Origin of the sequence: Streptomyces sp. NPDC058239 (assembly GCF_042882185.1) — a bacterium.
Lineage (GTDB): Bacteria > Actinomycetota > Actinomycetes > Streptomycetales > Streptomycetaceae > Streptomyces.
Window position 1 is genome coordinate 1 of record NZ_JBHVWS010000029.1, and the last position, 13,493, is coordinate 13,493.

At 70.2% G+C, this 13,493-nt stretch carries 13 protein-coding genes and 1 pseudogene; 9 read left to right on the top strand and 5 right to left on the bottom strand.

The window, feature by feature from the left end; genetic code table 11:
- The first annotated feature begins 424 nt into the window (after window positions 1-424).
- Complete coding sequence (locus tag ACFVYE_RS27225) at window positions 425-1,330, top strand: helix-turn-helix transcriptional regulator (RefSeq protein WP_383976853.1); 906 nt, start codon at window positions 425-427, stop codon at window positions 1,328-1,330.
- Between the two features lie 130 nt (window positions 1,331-1,460).
- On the opposite strand, the gene ACFVYE_RS27230 is transcribed toward ACFVYE_RS27225, so the two are convergent.
- Window positions 1,461-1,946 carry a hypothetical protein gene (locus tag ACFVYE_RS27230; protein WP_383976855.1) on the bottom strand — a complete coding sequence of 162 codons (486 nt, stop codon included), beginning with the start codon at window positions 1,944-1,946 and terminating at the stop codon, window positions 1,461-1,463.
- A 167-nt stretch (window positions 1,947-2,113) separates the two neighbouring features.
- On the opposite strand from ACFVYE_RS27230, the gene ACFVYE_RS27235 reads away from it, so the two are divergent.
- Window positions 2,114-2,572 carry a hypothetical protein gene (locus ACFVYE_RS27235; protein WP_383976856.1) on the top strand — a complete coding sequence of 153 codons (459 nt, stop codon included), beginning with the start codon at window positions 2,114-2,116 and terminating at the stop codon, window positions 2,570-2,572.
- Between the two features lie 97 nt (window positions 2,573-2,669).
- Here ACFVYE_RS27235 and ACFVYE_RS27240 read toward each other — a convergent pair whose 3' ends face one another.
- The gene (locus ACFVYE_RS27240; RefSeq protein WP_093897585.1) at window positions 2,670-2,939 is read right to left on the bottom strand and encodes a hypothetical protein; all 270 of its coding nucleotides are present in this window, start codon (window positions 2,937-2,939) and stop codon (window positions 2,670-2,672) included.
- Window positions 2,940-3,059: 120 nt separating this feature from the next.
- Between ACFVYE_RS27240 and ACFVYE_RS27245 the strand changes: the two genes are divergently transcribed.
- The gene (locus tag ACFVYE_RS27245; protein WP_383976858.1) at window positions 3,060-3,419 is read left to right on the top strand and encodes an arsenate reductase family protein; all 360 of its coding nucleotides are present in this window, start codon (window positions 3,060-3,062) and stop codon (window positions 3,417-3,419) included.
- 16 nt (window positions 3,420-3,435) lie between these two features.
- Here the strand turns inward: ACFVYE_RS27245 and ACFVYE_RS27250 are convergent, their stop codons facing one another.
- Window positions 3,436-4,290, bottom strand: coding sequence for an alpha/beta fold hydrolase (locus ACFVYE_RS27250; protein WP_383976860.1), 855 nt, complete (start codon window positions 4,288-4,290; stop codon window positions 3,436-3,438).
- 82 nt (window positions 4,291-4,372) lie between these two features.
- Between ACFVYE_RS27250 and ACFVYE_RS27255 the strand changes: the two genes are divergently transcribed.
- On the top strand, window positions 4,373-4,822 hold the full coding sequence (locus ACFVYE_RS27255; RefSeq protein WP_383976862.1) for a MarR family transcriptional regulator: 450 nt from the start codon (window positions 4,373-4,375) through the stop codon (window positions 4,820-4,822).
- A gap of 111 nt (window positions 4,823-4,933) precedes the next feature.
- Here the strand turns inward: ACFVYE_RS27255 and ACFVYE_RS27260 are convergent, their stop codons facing one another.
- Window positions 4,934-5,845 (bottom strand): Gfo/Idh/MocA family protein, encoded by a 912-nt coding sequence (locus ACFVYE_RS27260; protein ID WP_383976863.1) that lies wholly within the window; start codon window positions 5,843-5,845, stop codon window positions 4,934-4,936.
- Window positions 5,846-6,054: 209 nt separating this feature from the next.
- Between ACFVYE_RS27260 and ACFVYE_RS27265 the strand changes: the two genes are divergently transcribed.
- From ACFVYE_RS27265 to ACFVYE_RS27285, 5 genes and pseudogenes are all read left to right on the top strand, one after another.
- Complete coding sequence (locus tag ACFVYE_RS27265) at window positions 6,055-7,545, top strand: hypothetical protein (protein ID WP_383976865.1); 1,491 nt, start codon at window positions 6,055-6,057, stop codon at window positions 7,543-7,545.
- Entirely contained in the window at window positions 7,542-8,675 is a 1,134-nt protein-coding gene (locus ACFVYE_RS27270; protein WP_383976866.1) for a hypothetical protein, read from the top strand. Before ACFVYE_RS27265 ends, ACFVYE_RS27270 begins: the two co-directional genes overlap by 4 nt.
- A 148-nt stretch (window positions 8,676-8,823) precedes the next feature.
- Window positions 8,824-9,858 (top strand): glutamine synthetase, encoded by a 1,035-nt coding sequence (gene glnII / locus ACFVYE_RS27275; RefSeq protein WP_383976868.1) that lies wholly within the window; start codon window positions 8,824-8,826, stop codon window positions 9,856-9,858.
- Between the two features lie 123 nt (window positions 9,859-9,981).
- Window positions 9,982-10,140, top strand: a pseudogene (locus ACFVYE_RS27280) (DUF6891 domain-containing protein); the annotation flags it as partial.
- A gap of 343 nt (window positions 10,141-10,483) precedes the next feature.
- Window positions 10,484-11,104: a winged helix-turn-helix domain-containing protein gene (locus ACFVYE_RS27285; RefSeq protein ID WP_383975544.1), complete on the top strand. Its 621-nt coding sequence runs from the start codon at window positions 10,484-10,486 to the stop codon at window positions 11,102-11,104.
- 70 nt (window positions 11,105-11,174) lie between these two features.
- Here ACFVYE_RS27285 and ACFVYE_RS27290 read toward each other — a convergent pair whose 3' ends face one another.
- On the bottom strand, window positions 11,175-13,331 hold the full coding sequence (locus ACFVYE_RS27290; protein ID WP_383975546.1) for an MMPL family transporter: 2,157 nt from the start codon (window positions 13,329-13,331) through the stop codon (window positions 11,175-11,177).
- Window positions 13,332-13,493: the final 162 nt, after the last annotated feature.

The following is a 13,493-nucleotide window of genomic DNA, read 5'->3' on the forward strand; positions in this document are numbered from 1 at the left end:
TCTCGGCGGTCCCGCACCCCAACCAACACCTCACCGGCGGGGCCCCGCCGGCGCGGGCCCGCCCCATGTTGGGGGGGGCGCCCCACCCGGGCCGGGGGGGCCCCCCCCGGGGGGGGCCCGGGGCCCCCGCGGCATTGCAGCACGCAGGCGATGGTGAGCCGGCTGTGGCCCCGGCCATCCGCCCGGAGCCGGTGCCAGCCGGCTCGCTCGCCACAGAACGGTTCTTCCCGAAACAGCGGCGAGGCCCGCTGGGAAACCGGCCGAGCGGGGCGCCGCTACTGAACCGACGCCGCTTCCAGCAGCGGCCACACACGTCGCAGAGCGCGCATCCGGAAACCGACTATCCTGGGTGTAGAGGTCCCCGGTAATAACCATCCGCAGTAGGGCAATAATCGCCCCAGTCGCCCAGCAGAGGGAACAACGGATGAATTACGACCAACGGCGAGCAGAGCTCGCGGACTTCCTCAGAACACGACGGCTGGCCCTTCAGCCGGAAGAGGTCGGCCTTCCGTCACGAGCATCACGGCGTACCCCGGGCCTGCGACGGGAAGACGTCGCCGACCTTGCAGGGATCAGCGCCTGCTGGTACGCCCGCCTCGAACAGGCCCGGGACATCCGGGTCTCCGACCAGGTCCTCAATTCGTTGGCCGAAGCCCTTCGCCTCAGCGCCGAAGAGCGCGACTATCTCCTGGCCCTGGCGAACAGGGACGCCCGTTCCAGCACGAGCGTTCCCGCGGACGGCGTGTCTCCGGCTCTCCAGCGCATCCTGGACAGCCAGCATCCGCATCCGGCATTCGTCCTCGGTCCCCGGTTCAACATTCTTGCCTGGAACCAGGCAAGAACCGATGTCTACGGTGATCTCACCAAAATACCCCCTGAACACCGGCATATGCTGTGGCTGTTCTTCGGCGGATATCTGCGTGAATTGATTCAGAACTGGGAGCCGAGCGCCCGATCCGTATTGGCCGAGTTCCGCGCGGCCACCGGATTGTACGTCCACGAACCCTGGTTCACCACACTGGTCGGTGAGCTGAGCCAGAACAGCCCGGAATTCCGCAAATGGTGGCAGCAGCATGAAATCGAAAGGCGCCATGTCACCGCCCGGGAAGTGAGCCATCCATTCGTCGGCCGTATGGTGCTGGAGGAGAGCGCGCTCATTGTCGACGACTGCTCGGATCGGCGGATCATTCTTGAGATCCCGCAACCCGGCACCGGCACCGAGAACAAGCTGACGGCGCTTTCCTGCCGGCCGCACCGGGTGCGGACTCCACCGTGGTACGCGCTTCGGGGGCCGGCCTCATGGGAACAACAGCGGAACATCCACCACTGACGGGGCTGTCTGGGATCCAGTGGACTGCCGCGTAGCCGATGAACGCCGGCGCGATGGCGACGGTCGTTGCATCCATGGAGCGGCAGGACAACTGCCCACGAGATGCGGGCAGTTGTGGCGTGATCTGCGATCAGTGCCGCAGAGCGGTTCCCACGTCGGCCTTGATGTCGCCCGACAGCTTGCGGTTGCTGCGGGCCATGGCGTCCTTGGAGGCCTTCGGGCCGACGTCGTCGACCGTCACCACCACCGTGTCGAGCAGATTGCCGCTCGGGTCGCGGAAGTTGATCTGCACGGCGTACGACTTCGCCGAGTCGGCGCTGTTCGTCACCGTGAGCTTCGCGGTGGCGTGGCCGTCGTGGCCGGTGCTCGGCGTGCCCAGCTTGATGTCGCTCTTGGCGTTCACGCCGTTCTTGAAGCCCTTCAGCTTCTCGCCTGCGGCGGCTGTCGCCGAGGCCACCACGTCGGAACCCCTGGATGCCACCGACGCCGCGGCGGACGCGGCTTTGGACGCCGCGCCGGAGGCGTTGTGGCCGTCGTCGGAACAAGCGGCGGCCGTCGACATCACGGCCGTCGTCAGCAGTGCGGCCCACAGACCTTGTGCGGCTTTCCTCGTCATCGTGCCTCCCAGTACTGGCCCATCGCCCCAGTCAAAGGGGCAGCGGGCGGGGCCGCATGCCGTGTACGCCGGACGGGTGATGGACCGGGCCGGAGCGGAGGTCGTACGTCAGGGAGCGGCTGCCCCGTGGAGTCGCTGCGTACCGGGCGACGGCCGAGTCTGGTGGCATGAGCGACCAGGACCCGGGCGGCGTCCCGGACCAGCCATGGACCCGGCCACGGCCACAGCCCCGTCGGCGGCGGCAGTGGCCCTGGGTGGTGCTGGTCGTCGTGCTGGTACTGGCGTGCGGTGGTGCCGCGGCCGTCGCGGTGGTCGCCGGTGAGCTGTCGAGGGAGGGAACGAAGCCCCTGCGGATCACGTACGAGGTCACCGGCACCGCCGAGGACGTCATGGTCACCTACCTCACCTGGCAGGACGGCGACCTGTTGACCGTACGGCTGACACTGAGGACGCTGCCGTGGACCGGGGAGCTGAAGACCAAGGGCTTCATGAAGGGCGGCTCCTTCGCCGTCACGCTCGGGAAGTCGGGTGGCGAGGTCGCCTGCGCCGTGACGGTGGACGACGGGACAGTCCGGACGGCCTCGGCGTCCGGGGCCTTTGCCACTGCCACCTGCAGCGGGTTCTGAGCCGGCTGCGGTCGTACGTGCCTGTGCCCCCGGGGTTTGCCGGAGGCACAGGCTTCGCGTGCGCGAGCAGTCGATCGTCAGCCGTCAGCCGTCACGGTCAGCGGCCGTAGCGGATCAGGGCGCGGACCATGCGGCAGGTCGTGTCGGACGGCGGGTGGATGCCGATGCGCTCGGCAGTCGTACGTATCTTGTCGTTGGTCGCGGTCGACGGGTAGTAGACGCCCGTGTCGAGCAGGGCGATCGCCAGGCGCATGGCCTTCAGGCGGCGATTGTGGGAGACGTACCACTCGCGGGGCCGGCCCGCGGGGAGCGGCTTCTTCTGCAGGGGCTTGTGGAGCGGCTTGGTCGTGACTGCGGCAACGGCCATGGGCAACCTCCTGGCACGGTCGTGAAACCCTCACGAACTGCCTCTATTTTACGGCCCACCACTGACAATCGCCGCTGGCCAGACCGGTTTTCGCACCGTCCCTCCCGTATCGTTGGCCCCATGGAGATCTGGATCAATCCCGCCTGTTCCAAGTGCCGCAGCGCGGTGCAGTTGCTCGATGCGGAGGGCGCCGAGTACACCGTCCGACGCTATCTGGAGGATGTGCCGTCGCCGGACGAGATCCGGGCCGTGCTCGACCGGCTCGGGCTGGAGCCGTGGGACATCACGCGGACGCAGGAAGCGGACGCGAAGGATCTCGGACTCAAGGAGTGGCCGCGCGAGGCCGGTTCGAGGGAGCGGTGGATCTCGGCGCTCGCCGGGCATCCGAAGCTGATCCAGCGGCCGATCATCACGGCGGACGACGGCACCGCCGTCGTGGCGCGCACGGACGAGGCGGTACGGGACGCCATGGAGCGCTGAGCACCTCGCGCTGGAACTATCGGGTCATCAGGAAGTCCTCCATCCTGCGGTTCAGTTCGCCGGCCGTCGGCTCGTGCAGCGGCAGGGTGTGGTGCGTCGCGCCGGGGATCGTCGCCGTCTGCGCGTGCGGGAGCAGCCGGGTGGCGGCGGCGGCGACGCGGGCCGGCTCATGGGCGCGGCCGGCTCCGGCGAGCAGGATCAGGGTCGGTACGTCCAGTCGGCCCAGGGCCTCGGGTGCGGGACGGGGTCCGGTGACGGGACGGACGGACGGGAAGCCGGCTGCCGCGCAGCGCAGTTGCAGCCACGCCGGGTCGAGCGCCGCTCCGCCCGTCTCCCACTCCAGGAAGGTGCGCGTCCGTTCCGCGCCGGGGCGGAGCAGCATCGGCAGCGCATGCAGTAGATAGCCGGGCCGGAAGCCGGCGAAGCATTGGGTCGGGTCGAGGAGTATCAGCTTCCGGACGCGGTGGGGCGGCGCGTGCAGGGCGTACTGGAGGGCGATCCAGCCCCCGTACGAATGCCCGCACAGCACGCCGCGGCGGACGTCCAGGCCGTCCAGCACCGCGTCGAGCCACGTCGTCAGGTCCTCCACCGTACGGATCGGGCGCTCCCCCGCCACGCTACGCCCCGGGTCACCGATGAGGTCGACGGCGTGGACGCGATGGGTGCGGCCCAGGTGGGCGGCCTGCGCGTACCAGACGGTGGAGGTGGAACCACCGCCGGCCAGCAGCACCAGGGGTGGAGCATCCTCGGGGCCGCAACTGTTGATGTGGGTGATGCCGTACGGGGTGGGGACCCGGCTGCTGCGTGTGCCGGCCGGCCACTTGGCCGCCAGGACTGCGTCGTACGCAGCGAGGAACGAGGTGGTGGTCATGGGATGCCTCCCCGGTTGGATGCCTTCCGATATTATCTCGCTCAGCGAGATAATATCGGCGAGTCGAGAGGGAGGGACAGGGGTGATCGACCAAGGCCCCGAAATGGAGATCGTCCATCTGCTGCGCAAGGTGACGGTCGAATTCGGTCTGCGCCAGGCCGAATTCGCGGCCCGGCACGACATGCATTCCACCGATGTGCGGGCCCTGATCTGCCTGCTGGACGCCGAGCGGGCCGGTACGGACGCCACCGCCGGGTGGCTCGGCGCCCAGCTCGGCCTCAACTCGGCGGGCACCACCTCGGTCATCGACCGCCTGGAGCGCCTGGGTCATCTCGAACGCACGCGTGATCCTCGTGACCGCCGACGGGTACTGCTGGGCGTGACGCCACGGGCGGTGGAGCTGGGACGGTCCTTCTTCGGGCCGCTGATCGGCGACACGGTGGCCGTGCTGCGCGAATTCGACGAGAGCGAGACGGCCGCGGTCCGGCGCTTCCTGTCTGCCGCGCACCAGGCGGTCACCAGCATTCCCTGACTGTCCGGCGGCCGCAGCGAGTGGCACCGAGGGCCGGGGTGGAGGCCCGGCTGCGGCTCCGGACACGGTTGATGCAGCTGCGGAGCCCGTACCGGCCCGGCCCCCGTCTCCCTACACCCCCGCCTGCTTCTCCGCCTCGGCCAGCAGTTCCGTCAGGCGTAGTCCGAACCGGACGTCGCAGGGGTGCGGCTCCCCCGTGCGTACCGAGTCGATCAGTGCGTCCACCGCCGCCCGGAATGAACCGACCGCGTCGCCCCACCGCGGCATCGTGGCGACTCCCTGTTCGCCTTTGAGTTCGATCTCCGTGCCCACCGCGCCCACCGGGGCACCCAGTGCGAGCGTCACCGTGCTGGATGCGCCGGAGGTGTGGCGAAGGATCAGGTGGGTGGTGTCGGACGGGCCGGGGGCCGCGGTCAGGTGTGTCACGTCACCCAGTACCGGGATCAGGACCGACAGGACATGCGGGCCGACGTCCCACAGGCCGCCCTTCTCGCGGCGCCACGGCGAGGCGGCGTACTCGCTGGTCGTACCGGGGGCGAACAGCGCTCCGATCCACTCGGCACGGGCGGTGAACCAGCCGTCCAGGGCGGCCTGTTCGGTGATCCAGGCGGACGTCTCGGCCGCGAACCGCAGGGTGCAGAAGACGATGGATGCGGCCCCGGACTCCTCGGCGGCACGGGCGACCTCGCGGGCTCCGGCGACGGTGGTCGCTACGGGCTTGTCCATCAGCAGATGGCGGCCGGTGGCCGCGGCGCGGGCGGCGAGCGGGGCCTGGACGTCCGGCGGCACGGCGAACGCGATGGCGTCGCTGGCCGCGAAGAGCTCGTCGATACCCTCCTCATCGGTGTACGCCGTGGTGCCGTGGGCGGCGGCCAGCGCGTTCGCGGCCTCGGGGCGTCGGCCCCACACGCCGCTCAGTGCGACGCCGGGGTGGGCGGCGAGGGCCGGGGCCTGGGTGTTCCGGGCCCAGGGGCCCGTGCCGACGAGGCCGATGCGCAAGGGGGTCGCGGGAAGTGTCGTCATGGGGCAAGTCTGCCGGGTTCGCCGGACCGCTCCTGTATTGAGCTGGCGAAGAGTGAGCCTCAATGGCTACGTTTGCGGTGCCGGCCGCGGGACTCCGGCGCGACTTCCGGGACTTGCCTATGAAGCAGTGATTTCGCTGTTCGCGCCCCCATTCCCCGGCCGGCGCTCCGCCCCTGCGTACGGCGGCGCGTGACACCACGGGGGAAACCATGACGACCAGCACCGAGACCACTCGCACCGGGACCGGTGCCGACCTCGTCGCGGCCGAGGACGTACTCCTCTTCGTCAATGCGGCGATCACCGCCACCGGACAGCGTGAGTTCCGCTCGACGGCGTATCAGCAGCGGCTTTCGCTGGACTTCCTCCATGAGTACGTACGGGTCAACTACCGCCGGGTGTACGCCGCCGCGCTCGCCCTCGACATCAACGACCACAACGCCGTGCGCATAGTCCAGGGCCTGCTGGAGAGCGCTTCCGACGCAACCGCCGAGGAGAAGCGCACCGAGGGCCGGCTGATCGCCGCCCGGCTGGCGAAGCTGCCGCCGCAGCGCGTGTACCGGCTGTTCCGGGCGCTGCGCGGGGCCAAGGTGAACAACCGGCGCACCCGCGCGATCATGCGCGACTGGCTGGCCGCCCGGCCGGATCCGGCGCACGACGCCGTGAAGTACCGCGCCGGTCTGAAGACCGCCGCCCGCCATGCCCACCTCCGGTTCGGCGGGCCCGGTGAGCCCGGCGAGACCGGGGACTTCCTGTTCCGGCCGGGGCGGCGGCCGCGCTACCGGCACCAGCTGCTCGACGCATGGCGGCGCGCCCACTACGCGCAGGGTGCCGTCGACGAGCTGCCGTTCACCGTCGCCGAGGGCTTCGCCGCCCGGCACGGGATGAAGCGCGAGGTGTTCCTGGAGCGGATGGTGCCCCGGATGACCCGCCTGGAGCGGCTGCGGACCCAGGGGCAGCGCAGCGCCAAAAACGCTGTGCGGCTGCCCACGGACGTCGACCTGACGGTGATGCCGCTGACCCGGCTCGCCCTGTACGTCCTGTCGCTCGGTTTCGAGGTGCGGGGGCTCCACCGCAAGGAGCTGACCCATGCCCTGCGGACCGCCGCCCGCCGAGCGGCGGGCCCGCACGCCGGGAGCTGGGGCCGGGTCGCCGCCGTGCTGGACGACAGCTACTCGTCGTCCGGGTCGGGCGAGAAGCGGCGCCGTCCGCTGGCCGTGGCGCTGGCCTGCCACTTCCTGCTGGAGAGGCTGGCCGCGCCGGGCGCGTACATCCCGCTGTGGACCTCGGGCGGCACGGATCCGCTGCTGGTCAGGCCCTGGGGCCCGACCCCGCTCGGCACCCGCGTACTGGATGCCCTGGAGCACGGCCCGGACCGGCTGGTCATCGTCTCGGACGGCTGGGACAACGCGCCGCCCGGACTCGCGGGCGAGGTGCTGCGGGTGTGGCGGACCCGGCTCGATCCGGACCGGCGAACTGCTGTGGTGCATGTGAACCCCGTATACGACGCGGACGGTTTCGATGTGCGGCGCCTCGCGCAGAGCGTGCCCACAGCCGGGATCCGGGACGCGGAGGATCTGCCGGCGCTGGTGGAGATCGCACAGTTCGCCGAGGGACGCACGGGACCGGCGGCCCTGTACGCCTATCTGGACCGGCAGGTGGCACGTTTCGTGAGTGGGGAGAAGGCGGGAGCCGCATCGTGAACAGGCTTGAACTTGCCGGGCTCGCCACCCGCCCCGCCCAGGTGTGGGGCGGCATCCGGCTGGTGCCGCTGGTGCGCGAGCAGCCGGTCGGGGGGCTTCGGCTGCACCGGGAGATCTACACGGGTTACGGGAGCGGCGTCGTGGACGTCGGTCCGCGCACGCACTACACCTCGTACATCCCGCACGGTTTCGTCGCCGACTGGTCCGGTGAGGGCGCCCGGTCCGCCGCGTACGGTACGCAGCTGGGCGCGGGCACCTCGCCCGGGAGCCCGCCGCCCCGGACCGCACGGCTCCAGCGCAACCGCCACCACCGCATGGCCAAGCGGCAGCCGGGCGACCGGCTGCGCTTCCTGCCGCTGCACCTCGCGATGGAGGGCTATCTCGCCCTGCACTTCGGTGGCCCCGCGGTCGCCTGGGAGGAGTGGTCGCGGCAGGCGCTGCGCGACGGGCTCTCGCCGCGTGCCGAGGACGCGTACATGGGGTGGTCGGTGCGCGGGCTCGGCGACGCGCTGCGGGCCTTCGAGATCCATCCCGGCCAGTGCGGGGTGATGGTGTACGCGGCCGATGCGCTCGCTGCCGCCTTCGTTCTGCCGCACCCGGACGACTACCGTCTGCTGCACCCTTCGCTCGTACAGGATCTGTACGGGGAACTGGTCCACCAGTACGCGCTGTACGGCGCGCCGGTGGCGGAGTTCGCGGCGCGGATTTCCGATGGACCGCATCTGCGGACGCTCGCCGGTCTTCGGGCGGCGGCGCGGGCGCAGGAGCGGGAGTGGGCCGAGGCGCACGACACCCTGTTCGCACGTGAGCTGCTGGACACCTCGTACGCCTTCGACCGGGTGTACCGGATGGGCTCGTTCACACTGTGGCGGTTCCTGCCGCCGTTCCTGCGCAATGGGGAGGGCCAGCACATCGGTGAGACGATCACCGATCACAAGGGGCAGGTCGCGTATCTGAAGACGTTCCGGCTGTCCGAGGCCCAGATCAGGCGTGGTCATCTGCTGCACCGGCTCTCCGACGCGGACTGGCGGCTCGCGCAGGCGGCCGTGGCGCTGGGCACCACCGAGGAGGAACTGGTGCGCCGGATCCGGGCCGCCGGTTTCGAGTCGCTGCTCAGGGCCCGTGCGTGAACGGTCGCTGCTCAGGGCCCGCGCACAACGCGGGAAACCTCGGTAACACGGGGTTCACATTCGGGCAACGGGCGGGAAATCGCGTCTTGCGAAGCTGCGCTGCATAGACCGGACCGCAGCACCGCAGCACCCGCAAAGGATGGCTTCCGTGACGTTCAAGGCTGAGTACATCTGGATCGACGGCACCGAGCCGACCGCCAAGCTCCGTTCGAAGACGAAGATCATGGCCGGGAGTCCGTCGCAGGATGTCGCGGAGCTGCCGATCTGGGGCTTCGACGGTTCGAGCACCAACCAGGCCGAGGGCCACGCCTCCGACCGGGTGCTGAAGCCGGTCTTCACGTGTCCGGACCCGATCCGCGGCGGCGACGACGTTCTCGTCCTGTGCGAGGTCTTCAACATCGACATGACGCCGCACGGGTCCAACACCCGTGCCGTGCTGCGTCCGGTGGCCGAGCAGTTCGCCGGCCAGGAGCCGATCTTCGGCATCGAGCAGGAGTACACCTTCTTCGACGGCCACCGCCCGCTCGGCTTCCCCGAGGGCGGCTTCCCGGCCGCGCAGGGTGGCTACTACTGCGGTGTCGGCGCCGACGAGATCTTCGGCCGCGAGATCGTCGAGAAGCACCTCGACAACTGCCTGAAGGCCGGCCTCGGCATCTCCGGCATCAACGCCGAGGTCATGCCCGGCCAGTGGGAGTTCCAGGTCGGCCCGCTGTCCCCGCTGGAGGTCTCCGACCAGCTGTGGATCGCCCGCTGGCTGCTGTACCGCACCGCCGAGGACTTCAACGTCTCCGCGACCCTCGACCCGAAGCCGGTCAAGGGCGACTGGAACGGCGCGGGTGCGCACACCAACTTCTCCACCAAGGCGATGCGCGAGGGCTACGACGCGATCATCACCGCGTGCGAGTCGCTGGGCGAGGGCTCGAAGCCGATGGACCACGTCAAGAACTACGGCGCGGGCATCGACGACCGTCTGACCGGTCTGCACGAGACCGCCCCGTGGAACGAGTACAGCTACGGCGTCTCCAACCGCGGCGCGTCGGTCCGTATCCCGTGGCAGGTCGAGCAGGACCAGAAGGGCTACATCGAGGACCGCCGCCCCAACGCCAACGTCGACCCGTACGTCGTCACACGGCTGATCGTCGACACCTGCTGCACCGCGCTGGAGAAGGCCGACCAGGTCTGATCCCGTTCCGTCGTCCGCGCGAGGGCGCCCACCCGCACCGGTGGGCGCCCTCGCGCGTACCCGGGTACGGATGCCGGACTGTGCCCGGGTCGAGGAGCAGCGGCAGTGGTCGGATGTGATCGATACGGCGGGTTCGACCAGTCGGCGCAGACGACCACCGCCGTGGGCCGGGAGGTCGCGGCGGCGCTGGGCGAGGCGGGGCTGACGGTGGAGTGGGACGGTTCGCCGGACCGGGCGATCGAGCTGACCGGCCTGGACTGGCGCAAGCGGCTCGTCGGTTGAGGCGGGCGGCTGTCTGTGGGGCGAGGGGACGGCGGCTCATCGGTTGCGGCAGCCCGGGGTGAGGAACGTAACGCAAAGGGTCCGTACCGACGAGTGAGAGAGGCCTGCTGCGCCGTCGCGTTCTCTGGTTCAATGGGGGCATGGCCAGCATCCAGTACACCTCGACAGGTCGCAGCGACCTCGAACCGTTCTGGCCGTCCCGTCAGCACCACGACTTCGACCGGGTGTGTTGCCGCGCGTTGAACGCGCAGGCCCTCTAAAGCCGCTCACCCGGCCTTCGGTCCGCGCGCACGCAAGCAAGTCCGTCCATCGACGACTCCTTCGCGCGAAAGAGCTGACCCTCATGGCGAACACTCGTACCTTCTCCGCCGCAGCCGCCGCCACCGCGGCGCCTTCGGCGACCGCTGCGGCCACCACCTCCGCCCGCTCCCTCTCCTCCAACCGCCACCGGCTGCGCGCCGTCGACCCCGATGAGGTCGTCCAGCTGGCCGATGTGGCCGAGTTCCTGCCGCCGGGTGCCACCTGGCTGCCCGCACCCCAGCACACCGTTCCGGCGCTGCCGGGCCGGCCGCCGATGATCGGCTACCTGGTGCTCGTACCGGCCGATCAGCAGCCGGCCGTCACCGCGGCTGCCGCTGCGGCCGCCCAGTACATGGTGCCGTCGCCGGTGGAGGACCCGTCCGCGGGTCCGGTGCGCATCGACCCCGTACAGCGCACCGCGACGGTGGACGGGAACACGCTCGAGCTCACCTTCCTGGAGTTCGAGCTGCTCGCCCATCTGGTCGCGCACCCGCACCGGGTGCACACCCGCGACCAGTTGGTGACCACGGTCTGGGGCTACGGACATGTGGGCGACGGACGCACCGTGGACGTCCATGTCGCCCGGCTGCGCCGCAAGCTGGGCGCCGAGCACCGCCGGTCGATCCAGACGGTGCGGCGTGTCGGCTACAAGTACGCCCCCTGACGGCACCGAAGGCGTATGAGAGCGGCCCTGGTCCGGTACGTACCGGACCGGGGCCGCTTCGTGTTCCGGGTCAGCCACGCAGCCCCGGCCCCACCGGAGCCTCGGCCCGCCCCGTCCCCATGCCCGTCTCCGGCTCGCCGTGCTCCAGGCCCGGCAGTCGGGTCAGTCCGCGCGGGGTCCGCCAGTTCCGCTCCCCCAGCAGCGCCATCACGGAGGGCAGCAGGACCATCCGTACGATCGTGGCGTCCAGCAGCACCGCGACGGCGAGGCCGACGCCCATCTGCTGCATGTCCTGCATCGACAGCGTCCCGAAGACCGCGAACACCGCGACCATGATCACGGCCGCGCCGGTCACCGCACCCGCCGTCCGCCGGATGCCCTCGTCGATCGCGGCCCGGGTGTGCAGACCGCGGTCGCGGGCCTCACGGATCCGGGAGACCACGAACACGTGGTAGTCCATGGAGAGTCCGAACAGGACGACCAGGACGAACAGCGGAATCCACGCCTCGATCGCACCGACCCCCTCCGAGCCGATCAGCGAGGCCCCCCAGCCGTGCTGGAAGACGGCGACCATCACTCCGTACGCGGCGGCCACGGAGAGCAGGTTGAGCAGGATCGAGGTCACGGCGATGACGTACGAGCGGAAGCAGAACAGCATCAGCAGGAAGGTCACCGCCGTGATGAACGCGAAGACGGGGACGATGCCGCGCTTCAGCTGGTCGTTGAAGTCGACGGACCCGGCGATCTCCCCGGTCACGTACACCTGGGCCCCGGTCCCGTCGAACGCGGCGGGCAACCGCTCCTTGCGCAGCTCGGAAAGGCCGGCCTCGCCGTCGGGAAGCGGCACCTCGATCTCCGCGACATTCTGCGCCCTGTGGACGGTCACCTCGTCGAAGCCGTCGAAGGCCTTGCGCAGCGCGGGCGCCTCGATGTTGTCGGCCCTGACCACCACCCGCGCCGGAGCGGGGCCGCCGGGGAAGCTCTCGTCGATCTCCCGGTAGGCGACCGACAACTGCGAGTTGGAACCGAACTGCTTCTCCAGGCCCAGCTGTTCGGTCTTCATACCGAGGGCGGGCGCGGCCAGGGCGAGCAGCACGACGACCGAGGCGACCGCGAAGATCTTCGGCCTGGACAGGACGGGCTTCAGCACCGTGCCGGCGAGCCCGCCACCGGTGTGTGCGCGCCGGTTGTCGCGTCGGCTCCCCCGCCGGTTGAGGAACGGCACACGTCCCGCGTCGATCCGGTCGCCCAGCCAGGACAGCAGCGCGGGCAGCACCGTCACCGAGCCCAGCATCGCGATGAAGACCACGATGATCGTGGCGAGGGCGAAGCCCTTGAACAGCATCAGTCCGGACAGGAACATGCCGGCCATCGCGACCATGACCGTGAGCCCGGAGACGAGCACGGCCCGGCCGCTGGTCGCCGCCGCGATCCGCAGCGCCGTCTCGGCGTCGCGTCCCGCCGCCCGCTCGTCGCGCTCGCGCCGCAGGTAGAAGAGGCAGTAGTCGACGCCGACGGCGAAGCCCATCAGGAACATCACCGAGTACGTGGTCTGGAACAGGTGCAGTTGGTGGCTGGCGAGCGACAGCAGTCCGAAGGCGGCCATGCACGCGGTCAGTGCCAGACCGACGGGAAGCAGCGCCGCAACGACTGCGCCGAAGGCGACCAGCAGAATGCCCAGGGCCAGGGGAACGGCGGTGAACTCGGCCTTTTTGAAGTCCTCCGAGAGCAGATCGCCGAGCCACTTCCCGGCGCTGGCTTCGCCGAACTGTTGGATGGTGACGTCGGGGTGGTCCGCGCGGACGGCGGACACGGCGTCGAGCACGGGCTGCACCCTGTCCGGCGCCGTCGCCGCGTCCCCCTTCATGTCAAAGGTGATCAGCGCGTCCTTGCCGTCCTCGGAAGGGATCGGCGCCGCGAGGTTCGCCACCTCGCCGGTCTTCCCGATGGCGGTGGAGATCTCACGGGCGACGTCCTGCCAGTCACCCGCCTTCACGGTGGACACCATGACCAGCTCGCCGGCGGGCTGCCCCAGCCCGGCGTCGTCGAGGATCTGTTCGGCCCGCGCCGAATCACCCGCGGCGTTCTCCGAGTCGGACATCTCGATCAGACCGGATGCGCCGCCGATGCCCGTGGCGAGCACGACGAAGAGCAGCCAGCCAAGAATGGCGGTCTTGCGGTGGTGTGCGCTCCACACACCGATGCGTGCCGCGAGGTTGCGCCTCATGGCGTGTTCGCCCCCAGAAGTCAGACGGAATCAGATGGAAGTGGAAGAAGCGCGAGGAAGTACGAAGAAGTCGACGTCGAATGCGCCGCCGATGAATCTAGGAGCGGGGCGCCTCCCGCCCCAGCCGCCGAAGCCCCCTCTCGTGGAGCCGTAGGGCCAGGT

Coding starts and splice junctions, on each gene's coding strand:
- ACFVYE_RS27235 (WP_383976856.1), top strand. CDS start 2,114: ATGAGCGACCAGGACCCGGGCGGCGTCCCGGACCAGCCATGGACCCGG.
- ACFVYE_RS27265 (WP_383976865.1), top strand. CDS start 6,055: ATGACGACCAGCACCGAGACCACTCGCACCGGGACCGGTGCCGACCTC.
- ACFVYE_RS27285 (WP_383975544.1), top strand. CDS start 10,484: ATGGCGAACACTCGTACCTTCTCCGCCGCAGCCGCCGCCACCGCGGCG.
- ACFVYE_RS27290 (WP_383975546.1), bottom strand. CDS start 13,331: ATGAGGCGCAACCTCGCGGCACGCATCGGTGTGTGGAGCGCACACCAC.
- ACFVYE_RS27250 (WP_383976860.1), bottom strand. CDS start 4,290: ATGACCACCACCTCGTTCCTCGCTGCGTACGACGCAGTCCTGGCGGCC.
- ACFVYE_RS27225 (WP_383976853.1), top strand. CDS start 425: ATGAATTACGACCAACGGCGAGCAGAGCTCGCGGACTTCCTCAGAACA.
- ACFVYE_RS27260 (WP_383976863.1), bottom strand. CDS start 5,845: ATGACGACACTTCCCGCGACCCCCTTGCGCATCGGCCTCGTCGGCACG.
- ACFVYE_RS27230 (WP_383976855.1), bottom strand. CDS start 1,946: ATGACGAGGAAAGCCGCACAAGGTCTGTGGGCCGCACTGCTGACGACG.
- ACFVYE_RS27240 (WP_093897585.1), bottom strand. CDS start 2,939: ATGGCCGTTGCCGCAGTCACGACCAAGCCGCTCCACAAGCCCCTGCAG.
- ACFVYE_RS27245 (WP_383976858.1), top strand. CDS start 3,060: ATGGAGATCTGGATCAATCCCGCCTGTTCCAAGTGCCGCAGCGCGGTG.